Source organism: Aquirufa sp. 5-AUSEE-100C1 (assembly GCF_054558655.1).
The window spans coordinates 611280-633233 of record NZ_JBPXKO010000001.1 but is presented as its reverse complement, the minus strand read 5'-3'; the positions used below and the strand labels follow the sequence as shown (position 1 = coordinate 633233).

At 41.5% G+C, this 21954-nt stretch carries 20 protein-coding genes and 2 tRNA genes; 8 read left to right on the top strand and 14 right to left on the bottom strand.

All coding sequences use genetic code 11. The features are described 5' to 3' along the window. Positions 1–11: 11 nt before the first annotated feature. The 5 genes from ACMH5P_RS02765 to ACMH5P_RS02745 form a co-directional block, all read right to left on the bottom strand. A complete protein-coding gene (locus ACMH5P_RS02765) occupies positions 12–875 on the bottom strand; it encodes a sigma-70 family RNA polymerase sigma factor (protein WP_109323139.1) in 864 nt (287 codons plus the stop codon). Positions 876–934: 59 nt separating this feature from the next. Then, positions 935–3076, bottom strand: coding sequence for a polyribonucleotide nucleotidyltransferase (gene pnp / locus ACMH5P_RS02760; RefSeq protein ID WP_459492784.1), 2142 nt, complete (start codon positions 3074–3076; stop codon positions 935–937). A 117-nt stretch (positions 3077–3193) separates the two neighbouring features. Next, positions 3194–3469, bottom strand: coding sequence for a 30S ribosomal protein S15 (gene rpsO / locus ACMH5P_RS02755; RefSeq protein ID WP_459492783.1), 276 nt, complete (start codon positions 3467–3469; stop codon positions 3194–3196). A gap of 71 nt (positions 3470–3540) precedes the next feature. Continuing rightward, positions 3541–4986, bottom strand: coding sequence for an LptF/LptG family permease (locus ACMH5P_RS02750; protein ID WP_459492782.1), 1446 nt, complete (start codon positions 4984–4986; stop codon positions 3541–3543). A gap of 1 nt (position 4987) precedes the next feature. Then, positions 4988–5380, bottom strand: a complete 393-nt coding sequence (locus ACMH5P_RS02745) for an START-like domain-containing protein (RefSeq protein WP_459492781.1) — start codon at positions 5378–5380, stop codon at positions 4988–4990. A gap of 164 nt (positions 5381–5544) precedes the next feature. Here ACMH5P_RS02745 and ACMH5P_RS02740 point away from each other — a divergent pair. Then, positions 5545–5618 (top strand) — tRNA-Met (locus tag ACMH5P_RS02740). Positions 5619–6175: 557 nt separating this feature from the next. Here the strand turns inward: ACMH5P_RS02740 and ACMH5P_RS02735 are convergent. After that, positions 6176–6637 carry a deoxycytidylate deaminase gene (locus ACMH5P_RS02735; protein ID WP_459492780.1) on the bottom strand — a complete coding sequence of 154 codons (462 nt, stop codon included), beginning with the start codon at positions 6635–6637 and terminating at the stop codon, positions 6176–6178. Between the two features lie 160 nt (positions 6638–6797). Further along, positions 6798–7310 (bottom strand): FKBP-type peptidyl-prolyl cis-trans isomerase, encoded by a 513-nt coding sequence (locus ACMH5P_RS02730; RefSeq protein ID WP_459492779.1) that lies wholly within the window; start codon positions 7308–7310, stop codon positions 6798–6800. A 181-nt stretch (positions 7311–7491) separates the two neighbouring features. Between ACMH5P_RS02730 and holA the strand changes: the two genes are divergently transcribed. Beyond that, entirely contained in the window at positions 7492–8532 is a 1041-nt protein-coding gene (holA, locus tag ACMH5P_RS02725; protein WP_459492778.1) for a DNA polymerase III subunit delta, read from the top strand. Here the strand turns inward: holA and ACMH5P_RS02720 are convergent. Beyond that, positions 8529–9134, bottom strand: coding sequence for a hypothetical protein (locus ACMH5P_RS02720; protein ID WP_459492777.1), 606 nt, complete (start codon positions 9132–9134; stop codon positions 8529–8531). The genes holA and ACMH5P_RS02720 overlap by 4 nt on opposite strands. 266 nt (positions 9135–9400) lie before the next feature. Between ACMH5P_RS02720 and ACMH5P_RS02715 the strand changes: the two genes are divergently transcribed. Then, positions 9401–9473 (top strand) — tRNA-Lys (locus ACMH5P_RS02715). A gap of 70 nt (positions 9474–9543) precedes the next feature. Here the strand turns inward: ACMH5P_RS02715 and ACMH5P_RS02710 are convergent. The 5 genes from ACMH5P_RS02710 to ACMH5P_RS02690 form a co-directional block, all read right to left on the bottom strand. Beyond that, a complete protein-coding gene (locus tag ACMH5P_RS02710) occupies positions 9544–11088 on the bottom strand; it encodes a WG repeat-containing protein (protein WP_459492776.1) in 1545 nt (514 codons plus the stop codon). A 32-nt stretch (positions 11089–11120) separates the two neighbouring features. After that, positions 11121–11645, bottom strand: coding sequence for a hypothetical protein (locus ACMH5P_RS02705; RefSeq protein ID WP_459492775.1), 525 nt, complete (start codon positions 11643–11645; stop codon positions 11121–11123). Positions 11646–11759: 114 nt separating this feature from the next. After that, positions 11760–12380: a hypothetical protein gene (locus ACMH5P_RS02700; RefSeq protein ID WP_459492774.1), complete on the bottom strand. Its 621-nt coding sequence runs from the start codon at positions 12378–12380 to the stop codon at positions 11760–11762. Positions 12381–12448: 68 nt separating this feature from the next. Then, positions 12449–14971 carry a LamG-like jellyroll fold domain-containing protein gene (locus ACMH5P_RS02695; RefSeq protein ID WP_459492773.1) on the bottom strand — a complete coding sequence of 841 codons (2523 nt, stop codon included), beginning with the start codon at positions 14969–14971 and terminating at the stop codon, positions 12449–12451. Position 14972: 1 nt separating this feature from the next. Next, on the bottom strand, positions 14973–15635 hold the full coding sequence (locus ACMH5P_RS02690) for a hypothetical protein (protein WP_459492772.1): 663 nt from the start codon (positions 15633–15635) through the stop codon (positions 14973–14975). Positions 15636–15866: 231 nt separating this feature from the next. Here ACMH5P_RS02690 and ACMH5P_RS02685 point away from each other — a divergent pair, with 231 nt between their 5' ends. The 4 genes from ACMH5P_RS02685 (at position 15867) to ACMH5P_RS02670 (ending at position 18870) form a co-directional block, all read left to right on the top strand. Further along, positions 15867–17246: a M20/M25/M40 family metallo-hydrolase gene (locus tag ACMH5P_RS02685; protein ID WP_459492771.1), complete on the top strand. Its 1380-nt coding sequence runs from the start codon at positions 15867–15869 to the stop codon at positions 17244–17246. Position 17247: 1 nt separating this feature from the next. Further along, a complete protein-coding gene (locus tag ACMH5P_RS02680) occupies positions 17248–18069 on the top strand; it encodes a ThuA domain-containing protein (RefSeq protein WP_459492770.1) in 822 nt (273 codons plus the stop codon). Positions 18070–18190: 121 nt separating this feature from the next. Next, on the top strand, positions 18191–18505 hold the full coding sequence (locus ACMH5P_RS02675) for a type II toxin-antitoxin system HigB family toxin (RefSeq protein ID WP_459492769.1): 315 nt from the start codon (positions 18191–18193) through the stop codon (positions 18503–18505). Between the two features lie 11 nt (positions 18506–18516). Continuing rightward, positions 18517–18870 (top strand): helix-turn-helix domain-containing protein, encoded by a 354-nt coding sequence (locus ACMH5P_RS02670; protein WP_459492768.1) that lies wholly within the window; start codon positions 18517–18519, stop codon positions 18868–18870. Here ACMH5P_RS02670 and ACMH5P_RS02665 read toward each other — a convergent pair whose 3' ends face one another. Next, a complete protein-coding gene (locus tag ACMH5P_RS02665; protein WP_459492767.1) occupies positions 18871–20934 on the bottom strand; it encodes a penicillin acylase family protein in 2064 nt (687 codons plus the stop codon). Positions 20935–21060: 126 nt separating this feature from the next. Here ACMH5P_RS02665 and ACMH5P_RS02660 point away from each other — a divergent pair, with 126 nt between their 5' ends. Next, positions 21061–21936, top strand: coding sequence for a sugar phosphate isomerase/epimerase family protein (locus tag ACMH5P_RS02660; RefSeq protein WP_459492766.1), 876 nt, complete (start codon positions 21061–21063; stop codon positions 21934–21936). The last annotated feature ends 18 nt before the right edge of the window (positions 21937–21954 follow it).

Genomic DNA, 21954 nt, shown 5'->3' with positions numbered 1-21954 from the left:
AGGCTTTTAAATTATCCAAGATATGTTTTCAAGGCTTTACTACGTGACGTATGACGGAGTCTGCGAATAGCCTTCTCTTTGATTTGACGTACACGCTCACGCGTTAAGTTGAATTTCTCGCCGATTTCCTCGAGGGTCATCGCATGCTCTCCATTTAAGCCAAAGTAAAGCGTCACGACGTCAGCTTCGCGTTGGGTTAATGTAGATAAAGCGCGTTGAACTTCTCTGCGTAGGGAATCGTTGATCAAACCTGAGTCTGGTTTATCTTCCGAATCGTTTTCCAATACGTCTAACAAGGAATTTTCTTCCCCTTGAACGAATGGTGCATCCATGGATACGTGACGACCTGAGATTTTCAAGGTATCAACAACCTCACCCGTCGAAATTTCCAAAACTTCGGCTAATTCTTCTGGTGATGGCTCACGCTCGAATTTTTGTTCTAATTCCGAGAAGGTTTTTGAGATTTTATTCAAAGAACCGACACGGTTTAAGGGTAAACGTACGATACGTGATTGTTCAGCCAATGCCTGAAGGATCGATTGACGAATCCACCAAACGGCATAAGAAATGAACTTAAATCCACGTGTCTCATCGAAACGTTGGGCTGCTTTAATCAAACCTAAGTTTCCTTCGTTAATTAAATCACCTAAGCTCAATCCTTGGTTTTGGTATTGTTTCGCAACGGAAACAACGAAACGCAAGTTGGCCTTCGTTAAACGCTCTAATGACAATTGATCCCCGTCACGGATTTTTTGAGCGAGGATAACCTCTTCATCCGGCGTTAATAAATCGACTTTACCGATTTCCTGCAGGTATTTGTCAAGTGATTGACTCTCCCTGTTGGTAATTTGTTTGCTAATTTTTAGCTGTCTCATAGGATCTTAAACAGATTGAATGGGCAAAAGGTTTAACTTTTGCCCATTTAATGATAAAATTATTCCGCTTTGGCTGGAGCCTCAGGCTTTGGTAGAAGAACTTTAGCAGATAAACGGAATTTGCCCGTTTTCTTGTCTACTTCGACCAACTTAACCTTCACTTTGTCTCCTTCTTTGAAAACTCCGTCCATCGTATCGATACGATCCCATGAGATTTCAGAGATGTGCAATAAGCCGTCTTTTCCTGGTAGGAATTCAACGAATGCACCGAAAGCTTGGATATTCTTCACTTTTCCTTCGTAAACCTCTCCTACTTCCGGAACGGTTACGATGTTTTTCACCATACGAACAGCTTGAGCCATGGCCTCGCCATTCGCTGAGAAGATGCTTACGTATCCACCATCTTCTTTTTCTTCGATGGTTACTGTAGCACCTGATTGTTTTTGGATATCTTGAACGACTTTACCACCTGGTCCGATTACCGCACCGATTTGGTCTTTCATGATCTTGATAACTGTTGCACGTGGTGTTTGTGGCTTAAAGTCCTCACGAACTGCAGGCATTGCTTTCTTCATCTCGTTCAAGATGTGTAAACGACCTTCTTTCGCTTGTGTTAAAGCTTCTGCCAAAACTTCGTACGATAATCCTTGAACTTTAATGTCCATTTGACAAGCCGTGATACCATTTTCTGTACCCGTCACTTTAAAGTCCATATCGCCTAGGTGATCTTCATCTCCTAAGATATCGGATAATACGGCGTATTTTCCAGTTTTTGAATCCGAGATCAAGCCCATCGCGATACCTGAAACAGGTGCTTTGATTTGAACGCCGGCATCCATCAAGGCTAATGTACCCGCACAAACGGTTGCCATGGACGAAGAACCATTGGATTCAAGAATGTCTGAAACCACGCGTAATGTATAAGGGAATTGCTCCATGGGAGGCAATACCTTCTTGATGGCACGCATAGCCAAGTTACCATGACCCACCTCGCGGCGACCTACGCCACGGTTTGGCTTCACTTCACCGGTAGAAAAACCAGGGAAGTTGTAGTGTAACATGAATTTATTGTACCCTTGTGTCATCGGTTGGTCGATGATCTGCTCATCCATCTTCGTCCCTAAGGTAACCGTTGTCAAGGATTGAGTCTCTCCACGTGTAAATACCGAAGAACCGTGTGGAGTAGGTAAATAATCTACCTCACAAGTGATTTGACGGATTTCGTTCAATTTACGGCCGTCCAAACGGTAACGCTCTTGCAATACCAATTGACGAGCAGCTTCTTTCTCGATATCGTGCAAGTAAACCTTCGCTAAAGAAATGTTTACCGTATGATCTTCCGGAAGAGATGCGATGAATTCATCAACAATTGCTTTGAAAGCGGCTTTACGCTCGTCTTTCTTAGGATTCGCTTGTTTTGCTACGGTTAAGTATTTGTCGTAGTAGTTTTTCCACAATTCAGCACGAAGTTCTTCGTCGTGTGTTTCGTGAGAATAAACACGCTTCTCGGTTTTACCACAAGCAACGGTTAATTCATTTAAAGCTTGACATTGTAATTTGATCGCATCGTGAGCAATGCGTAAAGCTTCTAACATTTCTGTTTCCGAAACTTCATCACCTTCACCTTCCACCATTAAAATATCGTTTGCGTTAGCTGCAACGATTAATTCAAGGGATGCGCCAGCTAATTCGCTTACGCTTGGGTTTACTTTATATTCACCGTTGATTTTCGCAACGCGAACTTCAGAGATAGGGCCATTGAATGGAATGTCTGATACTGCCAAAGCCGCTGCAGCCGCTAGGCCTACAAAAGCATCTGGTAAAACCTCTGCATCTGCCGAGATTAAATTGATCAACACTTGTACATCCGCATGGTAATCGTCTGGGAATGTTGGACGCAAAGCACGGTCCACCAAACGAGAGATAAGGATTTCATAATCCGAAAGGCGCGCCTCTCTTTTTAAGAAAGATCCTGGAATACGTCCATTGGACGCAAATTTTTCTTGATAGTCAACTGATAAAGGAAGGAAATCTACACCTTCTTTGGCCTCTTTGTTTGCTACAACGGTAGCGAGCAGCATCATATTTCCAGACTTCACAACGACAGATCCATCCGCTTGCTTGGCTAACTTGCCAGTCTCAATTTGGATTTCCTTGCCATCAGGCATCGAAATATGCTTTGTAATGATGTTAAATGACATACGTTTTGGAATAAATTTTCACGCAACCTTGCGTGAGTAGAATGTTTGTTTGATGAATTCAAACGGGGTAAAAGGAAATAAAACAGGGCTCCTAAATGAAAGGAACCCTGCTTGTATTTATTTACGAATACCTAATTCAGCGATGATCGCACGGTAACGTGTGATATCAGTACGAGTTAAGTAATCGAGTAAACGACGACGCTTACCTACTAATTTCAAAAGTCCTAAGCGTGTGCTGTGGTCTTTCTTGTTTTTCTTTAGGTGCTCAGTCAAATGATTGATTCTGAAAGTGAATAACGCAATTTGCGACTCAGCAGAACCAGTATCGATTTTTGACTTTGCTTTCCCTTTTGATTCGAAAATCTCTTGTTTTACTTCGGGTGACAAATACATCTTTTACCAGTTTATTAAGTTTGAAAAATTAATTCGCAAAAGTACACAGAATTGTCGGAATGCGCAAACGCTTAGCTCGAATATTTCTCTCGGCGGTTTTTCCAGGTTTTGAAACGCTCCCAAAGCACGAGGTAAAAGTCAGATTCGAACAGACGGGAGTCGTTTAAGGCGATCTTCAAGAAATACATTCCGATGATACTCAGGACACCATTGGATATCCAAGCACCAATTTCTACAAGCACCTTCCCTTCCTTGGCCATTTTATCGCCTTGTTGGGTCAATATGTACATCAATATAAAGAAGGATACTGCTACAACCACCGGAATTCCGAATCCCCCTTTTTTAATAATTGCTCCCAAGGGGGCTCCAATCAAGAACATGACGAGGATTGCGAGCGAGGTCGTAAACTTTTTATGCCATTCCAGTCGAGTCGTTTTTAGTTTGTCTTGACGCGTTTCCAGGGATGTCAGGTTACTTTGGGCAAAGGTCTGCATGTTTTGAACCTGTTGGATCGCGATGTCCATGGGGTCACGGGTGGGTTTATTGGCCAAGCCTTTTTTTAGTCTTTCGTCAACCCATTTGAGATTTTTAAGCACTTTAATGGATTGGTTAATAGGTTTGTGGAAATACAAGAAATTGGGCCCAATGGAACGAATAAACCCGGTTTTCATGATTCGCATCGTGTGAATGAGCGAATCTTCGTCGGCCTGCAACTGATTGCTATTGCGCATGATTTCATAGTGCGCGAATTGCGATTCTTCGGTTTTGTGCAAATCAAAGGCATCCAGAGACATCACGATTTTGCTTCTCTTGAAGTTATGGACTGCTAAATCGGTGGCATCGAGGTTACTACCGCGGTCGGCATCATCCACGTAATCTTTCCCGTTAAACAATTCAAAGACGAGGTATTTCTTCCCAAACATCGTGTACATCAATCCCGAGTCGGCCAAGGTGACGTGGCGGTTCCCATCATTGTGTGTATGATCGTAGATGATTAAAGACTTGAGGGTTTTGTTATCGGCGTATTTCTTAGCCACCTTAATTGAATATCCGGGGAGATCGGAATAAAAGATACCTTCCTTGATATTTAAAGTGGTTTTGGTGGTTTTTATATCATATAGAAGTCCCCAGCCTTTGAGGTTGGCCCAAGGCATGGCAACGTTATTAAACCAAAACATGAAGCCTGACAGGAGTACGGCAACCACTAAAATGGGTCTAAAGATTCGAAAAATCGAAACTCCGGCGCTTTTCAATGCGGTTAATTCGAAGTTTTCACCCAATTTCCCGAAGGTCATTAGGGATGATAGAAGCACGGACAAGGGTAATGCAAGCGGTAGAGTAATCAGTGAGAAGTAGAAGAAGAGTTCGATATACACACTTACACCGAGGTCTTTTCCGAATAAATCGGCGAAATAGAACAAGACCAAACGCAATAAAAAGATGAATATGACAACGAGCGTAGTCAGGACAAAAGGGCCCCAGAAGGCATTCAGTACGAGTTTGTCAATTTTACGCATACTAACTCCCTACGATCTCTTTGAGTTTATCGGTTAAATAATCCCACAGTTCTTGGGCGTCGTCGGCCGACTTGAATGTAGAGGCAGAATCGGTAATGACTAAATAGGTCGTGTTACTTAATTCACTGACATCTAATTTGAATTCAATGCAAGCACTCAAAGCAGCTTGTCCGGCTTTGGGAAAGTCAAGTTTGAAGCTTTTATTCGATTTATTATGAACGATGGTTGCGGGATGGTTTTCGTTGTCCCAATAAAAATTAAAACCTTGTTGGGCCACCACCGTCACCTTGTCCGCAAACCATTGTTGCAGTCCAGACGCGGTGCTTAAATACGGATAAAGTACTTTAGGCGAGGCTTTTAACTCATACTCGAATTCATAGCTTGTGTTTGCCATAATCCTATTGGGGTTTAATTTGGGGAGAAAAAGTATTCGTCCTTATCTCCCTATAAACAAAGGTAAACGAATTCAGATGAATCGCAAATCTGACACAAATTTAATAACTATTCACAAAATATTTGTGTTAGTAGCTCCTTTCAATTACCTTTGCACCATATTTCGGCGGGGTAGCTCAGATGGTTAGAGCGTTGGATTCATAACCCAAAGGTCGGCAGTTCGATTCTGCTCCCCGCTACAAAAAAAGACTTTGCGAGAGCAAGGTCTTTTTTTTGTCAATGACTGTAGAGACGCGATACTTCGCGTCTGTTTTTTTAGTTAAAGACGCGAGGTATCGCGTCTCTACAGGTGTTGTTAAAAGACGCGAGGTATCGCGTCTCTACAGGTGTTGTTAAAAGACGCGAGGTATCGCGTCTCTACAGGTGTTGTTAAAAGACGCGAGGTATCGCGTCTCTACAAGGTGTTGTTAAAAGACGCGAAGTATCGCGTCTCTACAAGGTGTTATTTAAAGACGCGAGGTATCGCGTCTCTACAAGGTGTTGATAAAAGACGCGAAGTATCGCGTCTCTACAAGGTGTTATTTAAAGACGCGAGGTATCGCGTCTCTACAAGGTGTTGATAAAAGACGCGAGGTATCGCGTCTCTACAGGGTGTTGATAAAAGACGCGAAGTATCGCGTCTCTACAAGGTGTTGATAAAAGACGCGAAGTATCGCGTCTCTACAAGGTGTTGTTAAAAGACGCGAAGTATCGCGTCTCTACAAGGTGTTGATAAAAGACGCGAGGTATCGCGTCTCTACAAAAGGTCTTTGTAGGCCAAAACCTCTACCCCGAATTTTCGCAGGAAATCGACGCCTTCGTCGGAGGCAATACCTTTGTAGGCCGCGTAGCTATTCAAATAAATCACCCGTTTGATTTTCATGCTGTAGATGATTCTGGCACATGAAATGCATGGTGAAAGTGTCACATAGATGGTCGAACCTTCAATGGATGCACCGTTTTTGGATGCATATAAAATGGCATTTTGTTCAGCGTGAAGCGCTAAGGAACAAGAACCTTTGGAATCTCTTGGGCAGCCTCCCTCCTCGTGAAAATCCTCATCGCAATTATGCGTTCCTTGTGGCGGACCGTTATATCCGATCGAAATGATGCGGGTATCTTTGGTCAACACCGCTCCCACCTGCGCACGCGTGCAATGCGAACGTAGCGCTAGGCTTTGAGCCAAATCCATGTAGATTGAGTCGAAAGAGGGCTTCATATCTTGGTAGTTGAGAGTTAAGAACTAAGAACTAAGAGATCTTTTAATCAAAAATCAACTATTAACTCTTAGTTCTTAACTCTTAGTTCTTAGTTCTTAGTTCTTAACTCTTAGTTCTTAACTCTTAGTTCTTAACTCTTAGTTCTTAACTCTTAGTTGACTAGTGGTGCACCCCACCTTCGCCATGCACGTGACCGTGTGCGATTTCGTCGGCGGTTGCCTCTCTTATTTTGATTACTTTTCCTGTAAATATTAATTCTTTTTCTGCCAATGGGTGATTGAAATCCATCATGACATGATCGTCACCGATGGATACCACCATGCCTTGCATGCGATTACCTTGGTCGTCGGACATCGGAATGTAGTTACCTACTTTCAAAATATCATCAGCCTTTTGCCCCTCGACTTCAAAGATGGATTTCGGTAATGAGATGATGGCATTTGGGTCCACGTTGCCGTAAGCGTCCTCTGCTGCGATTTTGAAATCGAAGCTGTCACCGGCTTTAAGTCCTAACAAATTAGCTTCAAAAGCTTCTGGAAGGCCACTTAGCCCATGAATAAATACCATCGGTTCGTTTTCATCGACGATTTCAACGACATCCGGTTGGCCGTTTTCATCCGGGAATGCTAATTCATAGGATATGAAAACAACGGAATTGGGTGCTATTTGCATGAAAGGGTGTTTTGATTTGAGGGGTAAAGATAGGGAAAAGAGGTTAGAGTTTAGAGATAAGAGGTAAGAATTAAGAACTAAGAGTTATTGTAGTGATTATTTTTTTGATTCTGATTAATTCTAATTTCTTAACTCTTAGTTCTTAACTTCTATATATCTTTGTGACTAGTGACTGAATCCCATGCAAAAATCCATCCAAGACGTACTCAAAGACATCAAAGCTAAAAAATTAGCCCCTATCTACATTTTACATGGGGATGAGCCATTTTTTATAGATCAGGTATGCGATGCGTTTGAGAATGAGGTTTTGACGGATTCTGAAAAGAGCTTTAATCAGTTTGTCTTGTTTGGGAAGGATCAGACGATGGGTTCCCTGATTTCCTATGCGCGGCGGTATCCGATGATGGCTGAAAAACAGGTCATTATTGTTAAAGAGGCGAGTTTTTTGGAGGCTTTGGCCAAAGGAAAAGAAGCCAAAGGGAATGAAGACATGAAGGCTTGGGAGGATTATTGTGCGCGGCCGACGGAGTCTACCCTACTCGTGTTTACCATCAAGAACTTAGTGAATGAAAAGGCTAAGATTCTGACGCTTTTGGATAAAACCGGGGTTGTGGTTTGTTCAAAAAAGGTGAAAGAAGGGCAAGTGGGCCCTTGGTTGAAGGATTATTTGGCCCAACACAAATTGGGGATCCAACAGGCTTCCTTGGAATTGATGGTATCCTATGTGGGGACCGACCTGCAGCGCATGGCGCATGAGGCGGATAAATTAGTCGTCAATTGCCCGGCCGGTGCTGAGATTGGTCCGGAGGAGGTGGAAAAATACGTGGGGATTAGTCGGGAATACAATATTTTCGAATACCAATCCGCCTTGATGCAGCGTAATGTGGCCAAGGCGCAGAAAATTGCCTTTTATTTGGCCGATAATACGAAGCAAAATCCCTTACCGATTTTATTGGCGACTTTATTTGGTACTTTTTCTAAGGTATTGATGGTTCATGATTCGGGTTCCTTAAATGAAGGGGAATTAGCAAGACACATTGGGGTAAATCCTTATTTTGTTCGGGATTATCAATTGGCCAAAAACAATTACCCTTTAGCGAAGGTCGTTCGCATGTTGGAGGCCATAAAAAATGCTGATTTGAAGTTCAAGGGAATTCTGGGAGCGGCGGAATCGGATCGTGATATTCTCTTGGATTTGAGTTTTGAGCTATTGCATCTTTAATTGATGGGCATGTAATCACTCGCCTTGATGTATCCCATTTTACCGCCGACAATACAAGCTACCCATTGATCTTGGGTGTACCAATAATTTATTCGATTCCCTTTTTTGAGGATTTCTTTCACGGGTGCGGCCGAGGAGGCATAATCGCGCACATAGGCCTTTTCTTGGGTAACGATACCAAAACGAAGCAATGCGGGCAGGTTGGTGAACAAGACCAGAAATAATAGATAAGCAGCCACAAAAGCGAGTTGGGATTTCAAAATACGCCTTTTTCGAAGGAATTTACGGAATAGAATCACGACTGCATATAGGCCAAAGAGGATAAGCAAGCCCATGAGGTATGGGAAGAAGGAGAAATAGAGCCATTCGACTTGATCGATGAACGAGATGGAATAGCCTTCGATGTGTTGCTTCTCTCCTATTTCCGCCAGCCGGTTGGCAATAATTGGCGTATTTTGTTTGGCATGTAGGCTGGAGAGTCGGTATAATTCCGAAAGCCAATCGTTTTTCACTTTGGCGATGTAGGCCAATTTGAATTGGATGTTTTCGAATTCGGAGAAATTTGGATTCAGGTTACGCAGGTAAATCTGTTCGGCTTCCAAGAGACGATTGGATTTAAACAGAGAATCGGCTAAATGAATTTGCTTTCTATCTATTTGGCTATGAACAAATTGACTTAGGCCCAAATAAAAAAAACAAAAAAATAGAACTTTATTTAGAAGTCTTGCTTGCATAATTCGAAAAAGCCTGCTACTTTTGCATCGCAATTAGGCAATAAAATGCTTTAAAAGCAAATGAAGGTCGGTCAGTGATCGAACTTCCCTTCGACTCCAGCGTGGGTCAATTGATATACAAGCCTCGGCTTGATGATTCCGTAGCTCAGTTGGTAGAGCAATACACTTTTAATGTATGGGTCCTGGGTTCGAATCCCAGCGGGATCACTTCTTGATTAATTAAATGCCTGTAACACAACATGTTGCAGGCATTTTTGATTTAGTGGTATTTCGAATCTTATTCAACATATTCAAATCCATCCTTTTCTATATAAAACTTAAACCCGGATCTTTGAACGAATAATAGATTATTCCAAAATAAATTTGAATTCAAAATATCATCGTAAACACTTTCATTGGTAGTACTATTTAATTCTTCAAATTCATTGGTATTTAACTTCAATTCCTTGCTGTCGGTACTGATTGAAAAAAATTTATCAAAATCCGATGAATATAATTTTTGGCCATTAGAATGATTAATTAAATTTTTTCCTTTGTCCGAATAATTATCTGAAGAAACGAATGCAAAACCATCTTTGCTAAATTTTGACACATATTCATCTTTTAATTTATAGACTATATTACCTGATAAGTCATAGACAAAGTGATTGAATATTTTATCATTTTGGGTATCAAAAATGATTTTACCATTGCTGAATTGCAAATGTTCCGAATAGAATTTATGTGGGAATGAAAATACTTTTTCTCCTTTTGTGTTAATCGCATAAACACTATCATTTTCTTTATCTTCCACAATGGCTCGTCCCTCCTGAAAGTTTGTTAATTCAAAATTTTCACTTGGTTTAAATAAAAACTCACCCTTTTTGTTGATGTAACCTATTGCACCATTCAATTTAGCGATTGCAAATCCTTCATGAAAACTACCTAAATCGTCATACTTAGTTGGAACGACCTCAACCCCTTTGCTGTTAATGAATCCGTATTTTTCATTCTTTTTTACTAGGGCTAGGCTATCTTTAAAATCACCATTTTCTAAATTTGATTCAATATATTCATAATATTTTTCTCCGATTAAAGGTTTGAATGTAATCGACATATAATCGATTCCCTCAACACTCAGTTCATTTTCATTTTTTAGGTATACTTTGAAAAAACCATTGTTAAAATTACTAATGCCAAATTTTTCTACTTTTGATTTTTGTGAATCAGTATAGTACTTACTTGTTTTTATTAGATTGTCAAAAAATGATTCAGCGGCATCTTCTTTCGATTTAACTATTTCTGAAACCAAAAACATTGGTTTTTTTAATATCGTGTACTTATCAAATTTGTCATTTTCTTTATGTATCATGTAGAAATCACTATCATACATATTGGTTATAAATTCGCAGCCATTATCTTCATTACAAAAATTAATAACTTCATTTTTCTCATTTATTAAAAATGATTTTTCGAATGTATAGTCTTTACTTTTTTCCCAAAAATTATCTTCGGCAATACGCTCATTTTCGCTCGCGCCATATATCTTTTTAGATAATTCAGTTATAAATAAGGATTTTGGAGCCAAAACAAAATTCCCTTGCAGGTCAATGATTCCCCATTTTGATCGAGTTTTAACGAATGCAAATCCATGATGAAAGGGTCGAGCATCATCAAATTCTTGTTCAAGAATTCTAGTTTTTGTTTTTCTTCCAACAAATGCAAAACGACCATTTTTCAAAAGCATGGGAACCGGTTCGTTCTGGGCTGATAAATTGAAATAACCCAACAAAAGTGTTAGTAATGTGATTAAACCCAATGATTGCTTTGTGACTTTTTGCATGATAGTATGAAATGTTTAAAGTTTGAATATTGTTATTTAATGCCCATTAGATATTTGTCTTTATAGGTCTCCTCCTCTATTACTTTCCCATCCTTCTCATACTTGAAATATTTTCCATTGATATAAAAGGTACCTCCTTTAAAATAACCTTCAAATTTTTCTTCGATTCCCCCTTCTGGGAAGTAATGGTAAAAATATCCATCCTTAAATTCTCCTTCGAGAGTGGTATACCTCCAATATTTTTCTTTATTAACCGTCTCAATTCTCACTTTTTCAGTTTCCTTTTTACCAAAAACACGAACGGCTACGATTTGCCCATTGTCTACATCTAATTCAATATTTAATGGCGTTAAAAAACCATCTCTGGGAACTCCAAATCGGGTCCTCCATAATTTTCGCTCATATAATCCTACTACGGTACCTTTATTTATAACTTCTCCGTCGTAGGTAATGAGGTCATCTTTTACATCAATGTGGTTTCCCTCGTAGTATTTCGTTGTGCAACTGCTCAGTGCAAATAGAAAAATAATGACGTAGTAATAGCTTGAATTTTTCATCAGGATATATTGAAAATGAATGGTAGATTTTACCAAATCAATTTATCACTTTAACCTGATTCTAGATAGATAAATTTATCTAACGGTTTATACTAGAAACTATTATTGTAGAACTTATGGTATCATCCATTGAAACTGCATTGTTTCATAATCAAAGAAAGCCCTACGATGCCCCGCATGATTCAGCCATAACCAATCGATGGATTCAACCTGAATGGATACGATTCCAAAATTTTGATACCCCATTTCACTTTCTTCTAAACTTAGGTTTTCTTGTTCAACCGCTTCGCTTAGTCCACTTGTAGGCTGATCAGTAAAACTTGATGGGCTAAATTCGGTTAGGTAGCATCTCCGACTGGATAAAGTCGTTTTTTCCCAAGCCAATGACGTTATTTCATTGTCGACATACAAAACAGCTTGTCCCTTAATTCTCAGTTGGATGCGTTCAGTGGCATCATAAAACAAGGCACTTATCGTTGGATTTAGGCTTAACTCTTCCCACTTAGGACTGCGTCTATCGGTATGGAATCGTAATTCGCGCGTTTCTTCTATCGCTTTACGTAACACGACTGTTCGCAAGCTGATTCCCTCTTTAGCGAAACTTGCCACAGAGGGCGTGTGAAAGGGATGTCTGCTTTTTTGAGCTCCGGTGACTAATCGATGCCAACAATCCTTTTCTAAATCGGATAAATTGTAATCAATTTGACTGAAAGTGATTTGGGGCTGTTTTTCCATTCCCTTTTTAACCCGAAAGCTAATGGGAATGTTTTGGCATGAGGCATGAGGTTTATTACGTTATATGACTATAAAGCGTAATTGGCCCTCAAAACAGTAAAATTCGTATTGATTTCACTTGAACTTAATGCGCGATTGTAAACACGCATGCTGTAATAGGTTCCCGGGCAAGCATCTGTGAACGATGTTCCTGTATTTGCATGTCTTGCACCAAAATATAGCCCTGTGGTACTTAAGCCTCCAGATGGTGCAGTGAAGGTTCCCGTCGAATAACTAACTCCATCTCTATAAAGAATATAGCTTGTTCCATTGACCACGAAATCCCAAATATGAATTGTATTAATACCAGAAACCGATATACTTGCGAGGCCCGTTGGACTACCAAAATTTAGCGTACTATTTGAACCAAAATAAGCTATATACCCTTTGCTTGCACTCCATGACTCATTTCCCCAAAGGGTAGCCCAAAATGAGGTTGGATTTAACGAACAAGCTATACTAACCGTAAATGTGTTTGATAAATTAGTGGGTAGTGAAAAGTATGACGAGGATGTGGTAGTATATCCACCACCATTGGCTGCTGTGTAGGTTGGTGATCCATTAATGGTTCCATGGTTGCCATTCCCGGAAACATCTGTCCACGTGGTCCCAGTGCTTGGTGGATTGATTAAATTAGCCACGAGGCCATCTTGAACAATGTTGTACCTCATTTTGGTGGTATTGTAGTTTTGGGCTATTTCCTCATTGGATAAGGCTTTATTGTAGATCGAAGTGGTTGAAATTTTACCTTGCCAGTAAAATCCTTCGGGAGAAGTACCCGAGCTGGCTTCTGCTCCTACTAAAATACTATTGGATGCATAGGTCATTGTATTATTGGCACTTCCATAATCAACGGTATTCGCTAAACTACCATCAATAAATAATTTTGCATATTGGCCATCAAACGTTGTAACAAAATGATGCCATCCATAAAAATTACTTACCGAGGCAGAAGGAACGAGGTACCTTCCTCCGGCATAGATATAACTGTAAAAGTTTCCATTCCAAATATTGTGTGAATAACCACCTCCTTGGGTACATGAAAGGGAGCATTTATAGCTAGATGACGTCCCTGCAGTCCAGCTATCCGCATTTAACCATTGCTCAATCGATATTGCCGTGCTTGGTTTTAAGCTCGCTGTATTGACCCTCGAGGCGTACTGGTTAGATCCATTGAACGTTAAATAGCCTTTCGCATCGTAGGTTGGGGAGCTCACTAAGGTGAAATCTGAAGCATAGGAAGTTAAATCTTTGAACGTAGTTCCCGTTCCCTGATAGGATTTAATATTTGCTGCATCTAAACGAAGCACTAATCCGTCGGTAATTAGGTTATTGGGTTTGACCAACATCCCCAAACGCATGGTTATGTGGTTCGTATAGGTAACAGGTATAATTTTTAAAGCTTTTGTAAAAATACTTGAAGGGAAAAGCACGCGTGCGTCATCTGTGATGGATGTACCGACTAATTGATCAGTGAGCACCCTCGTCCAAGGCGCACTCCCTGTAGGGCTCGTTTCCACATGGACTTTGGTAACGAATTGATTACCTGACGCTGCCCTGGGTTGAATGACAATTCCTTTTACATAGGCCGGTTCATCATAATTAAGGGTCAGCCATTGATTCGCATCAAATGCTTGCGCCGCCCAGCCTAAATCTGAATTTAGCCAAGGTGTAAAATGAGAAACGCCAAATGGATCCGATGTACCTGTACTCCCAGTTACATAATTCCAAGCACTTGAAACATTCCAATACGTTGGTGATGTATTGGTGTTGGGCGTATGAACGGTATAATCCAACTCATCTTTGCGGAGATTATACTCCCGAAGTATTTCCGTATCATTCAAAGGGACATTGTGTATCTTAAATTGGGCGAGATTGAATTTTCCGTAGACTCCAGAACCCACACTAGTGCTCTCATTTGCTCCAATCGCAAAATTTTGGCTGTTTGTTGGGATTTCTCTGGAGATAGTCAAACTACCCTGTAAGACGCCGTTTAAGTAAGCTTTTAATGTAACTCCATCGTATACCATCGCAACATGATACCATTGATTTAAATTAATGGTGGAAGAAGAAATGGCTGTGGCGGATGGCCAAAGACGGTATTTAAAGATATTGTTGACCAGTTCGATGTTTGTTGCATGCCAACCGCTACTCGGTGTTTGTGAGTCCAATTCGCTGATGATTACTCCACTTGCTGCGGTTGGATAGATCCAGCAACTCATGCTGAAGCTTTTTTGGGGACTTGAATTGACGGATTTAAAATAAGGCCTTAAATTACTGGTTACCAAATACTCGTTGACCCCATCCAAGGAAACATATCCTAAGGAATTGATGAAAATTGGGCTATTGACCAGCGTGGCATTTCCTGTGGAATTACCTGTAAGATTATTGGCTGTTGTTGCATTTCGTATGTAGCTTCCCGAATTAGAGAAGTCATAATTGACGACTAAATTGTTTTTAGGTAAAACGGCTTGTTGGATCGGAAGGGCCATTTGCGCCCACAGCGTATTGGATAGGAAACAAATAACAAAAAGCTTGAATAGACTTTTCATGTTAATTACTCATCTCGCCTGTCACAAGGATACTATTGCTTCCTAAATGCAGAATACTTGCTACGGAATACTGACTCGCGGTTTTGGTGAAGCTGCTCCGATTTAAATAGGTGCCCGAAAAGGTAATTTGCCCCGCTCCCATCTGAACAACCGTGCAATTGAAGCCCGTCGGTAAGCCCGTCGGTATGGTTATCGTAATCGCCGAGGAGGCAGTTGATTGAATCACCTTTCCGTTATCGGTTGCTGAAATGCTGTAATTAGCGCTGATGGATGTTACATTCGCCGCGAATCCGGATATGGAAGAGGTCGAGGAATTACCTCCCGTAATCGTACCTGTAGTGGATATGTTTCCCGCTGTATAAGCAATATCATTCCCAGAACGCGTCCAGTTACTATTCACGCGCGTCCACGTGGGTGATGCCGAGGTGCCTGTGTTGACGTAAAAACCCGCTAATCCATCCGTCTGATAAATCATCAATCCGTTCGCTGGCGTGGGAATAGCCGTTTTTTGGGCATCGGTCATTCGGGGAATCAAGATACCTTTGTTGGTAGACGCAACTTCAAATCTCGCCGATACATCCGGCGCAGTTGTCCCGATACCTGTTTGAGCATACGAACAGGTAAACCATAAACTAAAGGAAACAAATAAGGCAATGCGAATCATAAGCCAAAATTTCCACAAATTTAAGGTAAATAATTCAAAGTTTAAGCTTGGCCTAAACGAATGCACAATTCTTTAAATTACTATTTTTCTGTAAATAACATTCATAAATCTATTTGAATGGATAATTTATGTGGCTCTTTTGTTTTTCGATCGCAGATTCTGCTTCCATGATAAATTTTTAATCCGAAGGATTTTCTCCTATATTTAAATTTTGTCACTTTCCATAAACCTATGAAACGTCTTCTATTCGTATCACCCCTCCTATTTGTATCCTTGTTTAGCTTGGCACAGCGTCAGGCCGATAGCCTTTTTATTAAAAGGATGTCGGACGATATCATGCGCAATGGTAAAGCCTATGATCTTCTGTACGAGCTCACCAAAAAGATTGGTGGACGTTTGGCGGGGTCGCCCCAACAACAGAATGCGGTTATTTGGGGTAAAAAGACCTTAGAATCCTTGGGGGCAGATAAAGTGTTTCTGCAGTCATGCAAGACGCCCAACTGGAAACGTGGTGGGAATGATTTTGCCGCAATCGTAGGTGTGAACGGTGAAGCACGCATGCAACCTTTAGCCGCGATGGCTTTAGGAAATTCCATGGGATCTAATGGTCTATTGGAAGCCGAGATTCTAGCAGTTTCCAGCATGGAGGAACTCGAAAAGCGCCAAGCGGAGGCGAAAGGTAAAATCGTTTATTTTCACAGTGTTTTTGACCCTACCAAAATCCAAACCTTCCGTGCCTACGGCGAAAGCGGAATCTTTCGCCGGGCAGGTGCCAGTCGGGCAGCGAAATACGGCGCCATCGGCATCATGATTCACTCCTTGAGTACGGCGCCCGACAATGAGCCACATACCGGTTCGATGGTCTACGATGAGGCGTACCCGAAAATTCTGGCGGTGGCATTAGGACCGAATGATGCCAAAATGCTCTATGAACTTACTAAAAAAGGCCGCGTTCTTGCGCAATTGCAAACCTATGGTTTCTTCTTGCCGGATGCGGATGAGAATAATGTGGTAGCAGAATTGAAAGGAACTGAGTTCCCGGATCAATACATTGCCATTGGAGGACACTTAGATTCTTGGGACGTCAATGAAGGTGCCCACGATGACGGTGCGGGAATTGTACATACGATGGAGGTTTTACGTGTTTTGAAGGCAATGAACTACAAGCCCAAGCGTACGATCCGTTTTGTTTTGTTTGCCAACGAGGAAAATGGTGTGCGAGGAGGCAATGAATATGCCAATCAGGCCAAACTAAAGAATGAAAATCACATTTTTGCGCTTGAGAGTGATGAGGGTGGATTTACGCCGCGCTCGATTGGAATCACGGCCAGCAAGGAAGCTTATGCGAAATTTCAGTCTTGGACTCCCCTATTAAAGCCCTATGGAACTGAGGTTACGCTGGGCGGAGGCGGTACGGATATTGGTCCCTTGGCTCGTGTAAATCCAGCTACGGTAATTGCGGGTTTAGTTCCCGATAGCCAACGCTATTTTGATTTACACCATGCGAAGACGGATGTGTTTGAGAATGTGAATAAGCGCGAATTATTATTGGGCGCTGTGAATATCGCGGCGATTGTGTATTTGATAGATCAATACAGTGTAAATCCTTAACATGAAAAGACTTCTCATTCTATTTTTGGTTTTGGGTCTATTTGCCGCGGAGGCGCAAAAGTCGAAACTTCCCAATTCAAAGGTTTTGGTCTACACCAAAAACGGGCCAGGTTATGTGCACGATAATATTCCCTCTACCGTCGCCTGTATTCAGAAATTAGCCAAAGAACATCAGTTCTTGGTTGAGGTTTCGGATAATCCGGCCGTTTTTAGTCCAGAAAACTTGAAGCAATATCGGCTAGTAATCTTCACGAGTACAAACAATGATGTCTTTGATACCGATGCACAGCGTTTAGCCTTTCGTCGGTATATCGAATCCGGAGGAGGCTTTGTGGGTGTGCATTCAGTAACAGGAACGGAGCGGAATTGGACCTGGTTCAAAATGATGGTTGGGGAAAGTTTTTCCTGGCATGCCAAATACCAAGCTTTTAACGTGATTAACATCAATCCCTCTCACCCATCAATGCAAGGAGTTCCCACCAAATGGACGCGGGAGGATGAGTGTTATTTTGGGAAGGAATTGTATCCGGGGATAAAGACCTTGATGATGCACGAGTTGAGTAGTTTGGATAAAAGCCAACAAGATCTCATCACAAAGCATGCGGGCGTTTATGGCTCCTATTTTCCGGCGGTTTGGACCCAACAATTTCAAGGAGGTCATGTTTGGGTAACCACGCTAGGTCATTCCAAAGAACATTACTCGGATCCCGTTTATGTCAATCACCTATATCAAGGAATTGAGTACATCGCCAATCAGGTAAAGGGAATCGATGAATCCAAGGCATTTTCAAGTTCAAAAGATGATGCGTTGCGTTTCCCATAACTGAATGACTTGATAATATTTCTGAATTATCAGGTCATCAACACTCGATTTATCCCTTAGCTACTATCTTTCCCAAACAATAATTTAGTTTGCAAAATGCAAACTTTCAATTAATTTTGGGATGAAAATTTTAGTCCGGCGGACGATTCTTTATTACGCAAAAAATTATCCGTCAGCATCTGATGCTTTGCTTGTTTGGTATCATGAATTTTCAAAGTATGGATTTGTAAATTTCAATGAACTTAAACGAGTTTATCGAAATGCGAGTATTATTTCCCATCAGCGTGTTGTTTTTAACGTGAAAGGGAATTCTTACCGATTAATTGTTTCCATCAATTTTCAGCAGCAGGCTTGTTATGTGATTTGGTTTGGAACCCATAAAGAATACGATCAGATAGAAGCTAGCACGATTACATTTGATGTAAGAATTTTATAAAAATTGTCAATATGACTTGGAAAGTACTAAAGTCGTCAGATGATTATCAAGCTGCCGTTAAGCGGATGATAGATATTTTTCACGTGGAGGATGCGGGTCCGATTCGTGATGAGTTGGAACTTTTAATTGTTTTAATTAAAGATTACGATGATCGAAATCATCCAATTCCCAATTTAGATCCTACGCAAGTCTTAGTTTATAAAATGCGCGAGATGGGATTAAAATCAAAAGATCTCATTCCTATCATCGGTAGCAAAGGGCATGTTTCAGCCATCTTAGCTGGTAAACGTGAAATTACGCTTAAAATGGCCCAAAAGCTTTGTCGGTTCTTACAGATTCCGCCAGACGTTTTTTTTCGCTCTTAATTACTCCGGCCGATAAACTCTTTTGGCATTCTTTAAGACCTCGGCCTTATCCAAGGTCATCACTTTGGTTTTCTGTGCTTGGTACATTTCACGTTGGTCTGCATAATGCGGTGAATCCGGATGTGAACTTGCTCCAAAGGTGTTCACCGTTTCAATGTGCGGCAATCCACCTCCTTTTGGAAAACGTATAAATCCGATGTAGGCGTCCCCACTATTCATCCGACGTTTCGTTTCGCCCCAAGCTTCGGTTTGAACGGCCGCTAACACATCGGGCATGCCTGCCTGAGGCCAATCTTCATTGCCGCGCACTAATCGTTGGAATTCTCCTAATTTGACCTCAATTTTCCCGTAATGTTTCAAAAGAAAATCATTCACATATTGGCAAAGTGTTACAGCCTCTGCTTCTGTCAAAGGCGCCTTACTCCCATTGTTCCGAATTTTAGATGCTTGATAGTATGCAATGTTGTAATACAAGGCACCGATGCTCTCCACATCCGTCACATGATTCCAATTTTTGATTCCTTGGATGATGGGTTTTAGTGTCGGGTATTTCATTTCATCCAATTGAAACAAGACGCTGGCATCTAATCCATAGGGATATAAGATCTTCGCAGGGAGCTGGCGATCAAACTTAATTCGCTTCAAATCCTCCCAAGAGATTTTATCGTAACTATCAATGAGTTCCTTGGCGCGAAAACTACGGTTATTGTGATAGGTCTCGTACCCATCATTCGTGTCAAACTTCGCGGGATCTAGGTTTTCCTTCAAGTCTGTTGCCATGAAGGGCGAATGATTTGTGTTAAATAAATAACCACTCGCTGGATTCAGGTATTGAGGCAATTCGTTCACTGGTTTAAATTTATCCCATAATGTAGCACGGGTGTTACCGGGTAGGGTTCCCGACCAATTATATTTCTTATCCGGATTACGGTAAGGCATTTTCCCATTTGAGATGTAGAAGATGTTATCATTCTTATCCGCATACATGATATTAAACATCGCCAAGTGGTTCCGATCAATCGCGGCTTTGAATTCGGTCAAGTTGGTCGCCCGATTCATCGCATACCATTGTTGGAGCGCTCCGGCATCCATCAACGCAGGCAGTCGGATTGAGAAATATGCCCCCGATGGACTCTTGACCGTTGGGCCATAAATCGATTGATAGGCTACTTTACTTATTGGGATAGGAATTCCCTTGATGGAAAGTTTGACTTTGCGTTTCTCGAGATTTAACCATTGGCCGTCTACGAGATATTGGTTGGGATGCGCTTTGTCGGTCTGCAACTGATACACATCAATCTTATCCTGAAAATTCACCGTATGCGCCCAGGCTAAATTGGGGGTTACGCCATGAAAAATCAATGGACCACCCGGAAATAGACCGCCTAGTATGTTCCAGCCTTCTTCGCTTTGTACATGGGCCTCATAAAAGGCCGTTGCGCCTTCAATCGGTTGATGCGCATTAATCACGAGCATGGGTTCACCCGAGGCGGATTTATTGCTTTTGATCGCAAAGGCATTACTTCCTTCCCCCGTAAATCCTGGAAGTGAAGCGATTGAGCCGTCGAGGATTTTGGGTAAGGTGCGATCCACCCCACAGAATACGGCCACCGAGAACATGGTCGTCGCAATGTAATCTTCTAGGGCGATGGGAAATACGTGTTTATTTAATACTTCGGCGGGATGTGCTTTTCCGTAGGCCTCCAATCCACGCAGGTATCCTTGAACGAGTTGGATAAAGCGCGGATCCATTGATTTGATTTGTTGGTCCACCACCTTCCGTGTATTCAACAAGCCAAACACATAATCCACGGGAGCCCCTTTCTTCCCTAAATAAGTTGCCAATTTTCCTTTACCCGTCAAAATCAGTGTTTGAATGGTTTTGAAATCATCTTCCGAATGCGCCCAGGCAAGCCCATAGGCAACCTCAGTATCTGTGGGGGCAAAAATATGGGGTACTCCATACGAATCGCGCGCGATTTGAATTTGCTCGGGATGAATGGCGGGAACTTGTGCTTGGGTAGAAAAAAAGGAAATGAGGCAAAGGAATAATAAGATTCTCACAGGCAGGGGTTTAGTATAGTATTTTAACGAATTTACGCAAAATTTGTTTTGTGTTATGAAATCAAATTTGGGATTGCAGGAAGGAATTTCTTAATTTTATGGTACACTATTTAACTAAAAAAAAACATGAAAATGAACAAATTGCTAGCCTTTGCGCTAGGCCTAAGTGCGGTTTTGAGTATTGCACTAGTTTCTTTCAGAGCTGCCGACAAGCCTTTTGGTGGATTAGCTTTATACACGGTTCGTACCGAAATGGGTAAAGACGCGCGAGCAACCTTGAAGGCTGTTTCTGATGCGGGATATGTGAATGTGGAGTCGGCTGGGTATAACAACGGTAAATTCTATAACCTCTCGCCTGCTGATTTCAAGGCTTTATTGGCGGAGATGAAATTGAATCCGATTTCGGCGCATCAAGGGTCGGCGACATTGGATAATATCGACCAACAAATTGCAGATCTGAAGGCAGCGGGATTTAAGTATTTTGTGATTCCGGTTCCTCCGATGGGTTTATTTACCTATGATGCGGTAAATAAGAAATTAGGAATGAAAGGAGGCGCAAAGAATTTGGCAGATATTTTGAATAAGATGGGTGAGAAATGCCATGCAGCAGGATTAGAGTTATTGTATCATAACCACGATTTTGAATATGTGAAGGATTCGGAGGGTATCGTGACGATTGATTATTTGTTGGAAAATTGCAATCCGAAATACGTGAATTTTCAAATGGACTTGTATTGGGTAACCAAGGCGGGTGCTGATCCGGTCGAATATTTCAAGAAGTATCCAGGACGCTTCAAATTATGGCACGTGAAGGATATGGACGATCAAGGTCGTTTTGCTCCAGTAGGAAAAGGTCATATCGATTTCAAGCGTGTCTTGGCCAATGCAAAATTATCCGGCATGAAATACTACTACGTAGAACAAGATGCTTGTGTGAACGAGACGCCATTGGAGGCGATTGTAATCTCGCACAAGGGATTGGCGGATATCGGATTTAATTAAGATATTTATAGAAAAAGA

What these genes read in the sequence shown, in the direction of transcription:
- ACMH5P_RS02705 (WP_459492775.1), bottom strand. Translation starts at nt 11,645, where the DNA reads ATGAAAAATTCAAGCTATTACTACGTCATTATTTTTCTATTTGCACTG.
- ACMH5P_RS02695 (WP_459492773.1), bottom strand. Translation starts at nt 14,971, where the DNA reads ATGAAAAGTCTATTCAAGCTTTTTGTTATTTGTTTCCTATCCAATACG.
- ACMH5P_RS02675 (WP_459492769.1), top strand. Translation starts at nt 18,191, where the DNA reads ATGAAAATTTTAGTCCGGCGGACGATTCTTTATTACGCAAAAAATTAT.
- ACMH5P_RS02685 (WP_459492771.1), top strand. Translation starts at nt 15,867, where the DNA reads ATGAAACGTCTTCTATTCGTATCACCCCTCCTATTTGTATCCTTGTTT.
- holA (WP_459492778.1), top strand. Translation starts at nt 7,492, where the DNA reads ATGCAAAAATCCATCCAAGACGTACTCAAAGACATCAAAGCTAAAAAA.
- ACMH5P_RS02690 (WP_459492772.1), bottom strand. Translation starts at nt 15,635, where the DNA reads ATGATTCGCATTGCCTTATTTGTTTCCTTTAGTTTATGGTTTACCTGT.
- ACMH5P_RS02765 (WP_109323139.1), bottom strand. Translation starts at nt 875, where the DNA reads ATGAGACAGCTAAAAATTAGCAAACAAATTACCAACAGGGAGAGTCAA.
- ACMH5P_RS02680 (WP_459492770.1), top strand. Translation starts at nt 17,248, where the DNA reads ATGAAAAGACTTCTCATTCTATTTTTGGTTTTGGGTCTATTTGCCGCG.
- ACMH5P_RS02750 (WP_459492782.1), bottom strand. Translation starts at nt 4,986, where the DNA reads ATGCGTAAAATTGACAAACTCGTACTGAATGCCTTCTGGGGCCCTTTT.
- ACMH5P_RS02745 (WP_459492781.1), bottom strand. Translation starts at nt 5,380, where the DNA reads ATGGCAAACACAAGCTATGAATTCGAGTATGAGTTAAAAGCCTCGCCT.
- ACMH5P_RS02730 (WP_459492779.1), bottom strand. Translation starts at nt 7,310, where the DNA reads ATGCAAATAGCACCCAATTCCGTTGTTTTCATATCCTATGAATTAGCA.
- pnp (WP_459492784.1), bottom strand. Translation starts at nt 3,076, where the DNA reads ATGTCATTTAACATCATTACAAAGCATATTTCGATGCCTGATGGCAAG.
- rpsO (WP_459492783.1), bottom strand. Translation starts at nt 3,469, where the DNA reads ATGTATTTGTCACCCGAAGTAAAACAAGAGATTTTCGAATCAAAAGGG.
- ACMH5P_RS02660 (WP_459492766.1), top strand. Translation starts at nt 21,061, where the DNA reads ATGAAAATGAACAAATTGCTAGCCTTTGCGCTAGGCCTAAGTGCGGTT.
- ACMH5P_RS02710 (WP_459492776.1), bottom strand. Translation starts at nt 11,088, where the DNA reads ATGCAAAAAGTCACAAAGCAATCATTGGGTTTAATCACATTACTAACA.
- ACMH5P_RS02700 (WP_459492774.1), bottom strand. Translation starts at nt 12,380, where the DNA reads ATGGAAAAACAGCCCCAAATCACTTTCAGTCAAATTGATTACAATTTA.
- ACMH5P_RS02735 (WP_459492780.1), bottom strand. Translation starts at nt 6,637, where the DNA reads ATGAAGCCCTCTTTCGACTCAATCTACATGGATTTGGCTCAAAGCCTA.
- ACMH5P_RS02670 (WP_459492768.1), top strand. Translation starts at nt 18,517, where the DNA reads ATGACTTGGAAAGTACTAAAGTCGTCAGATGATTATCAAGCTGCCGTT.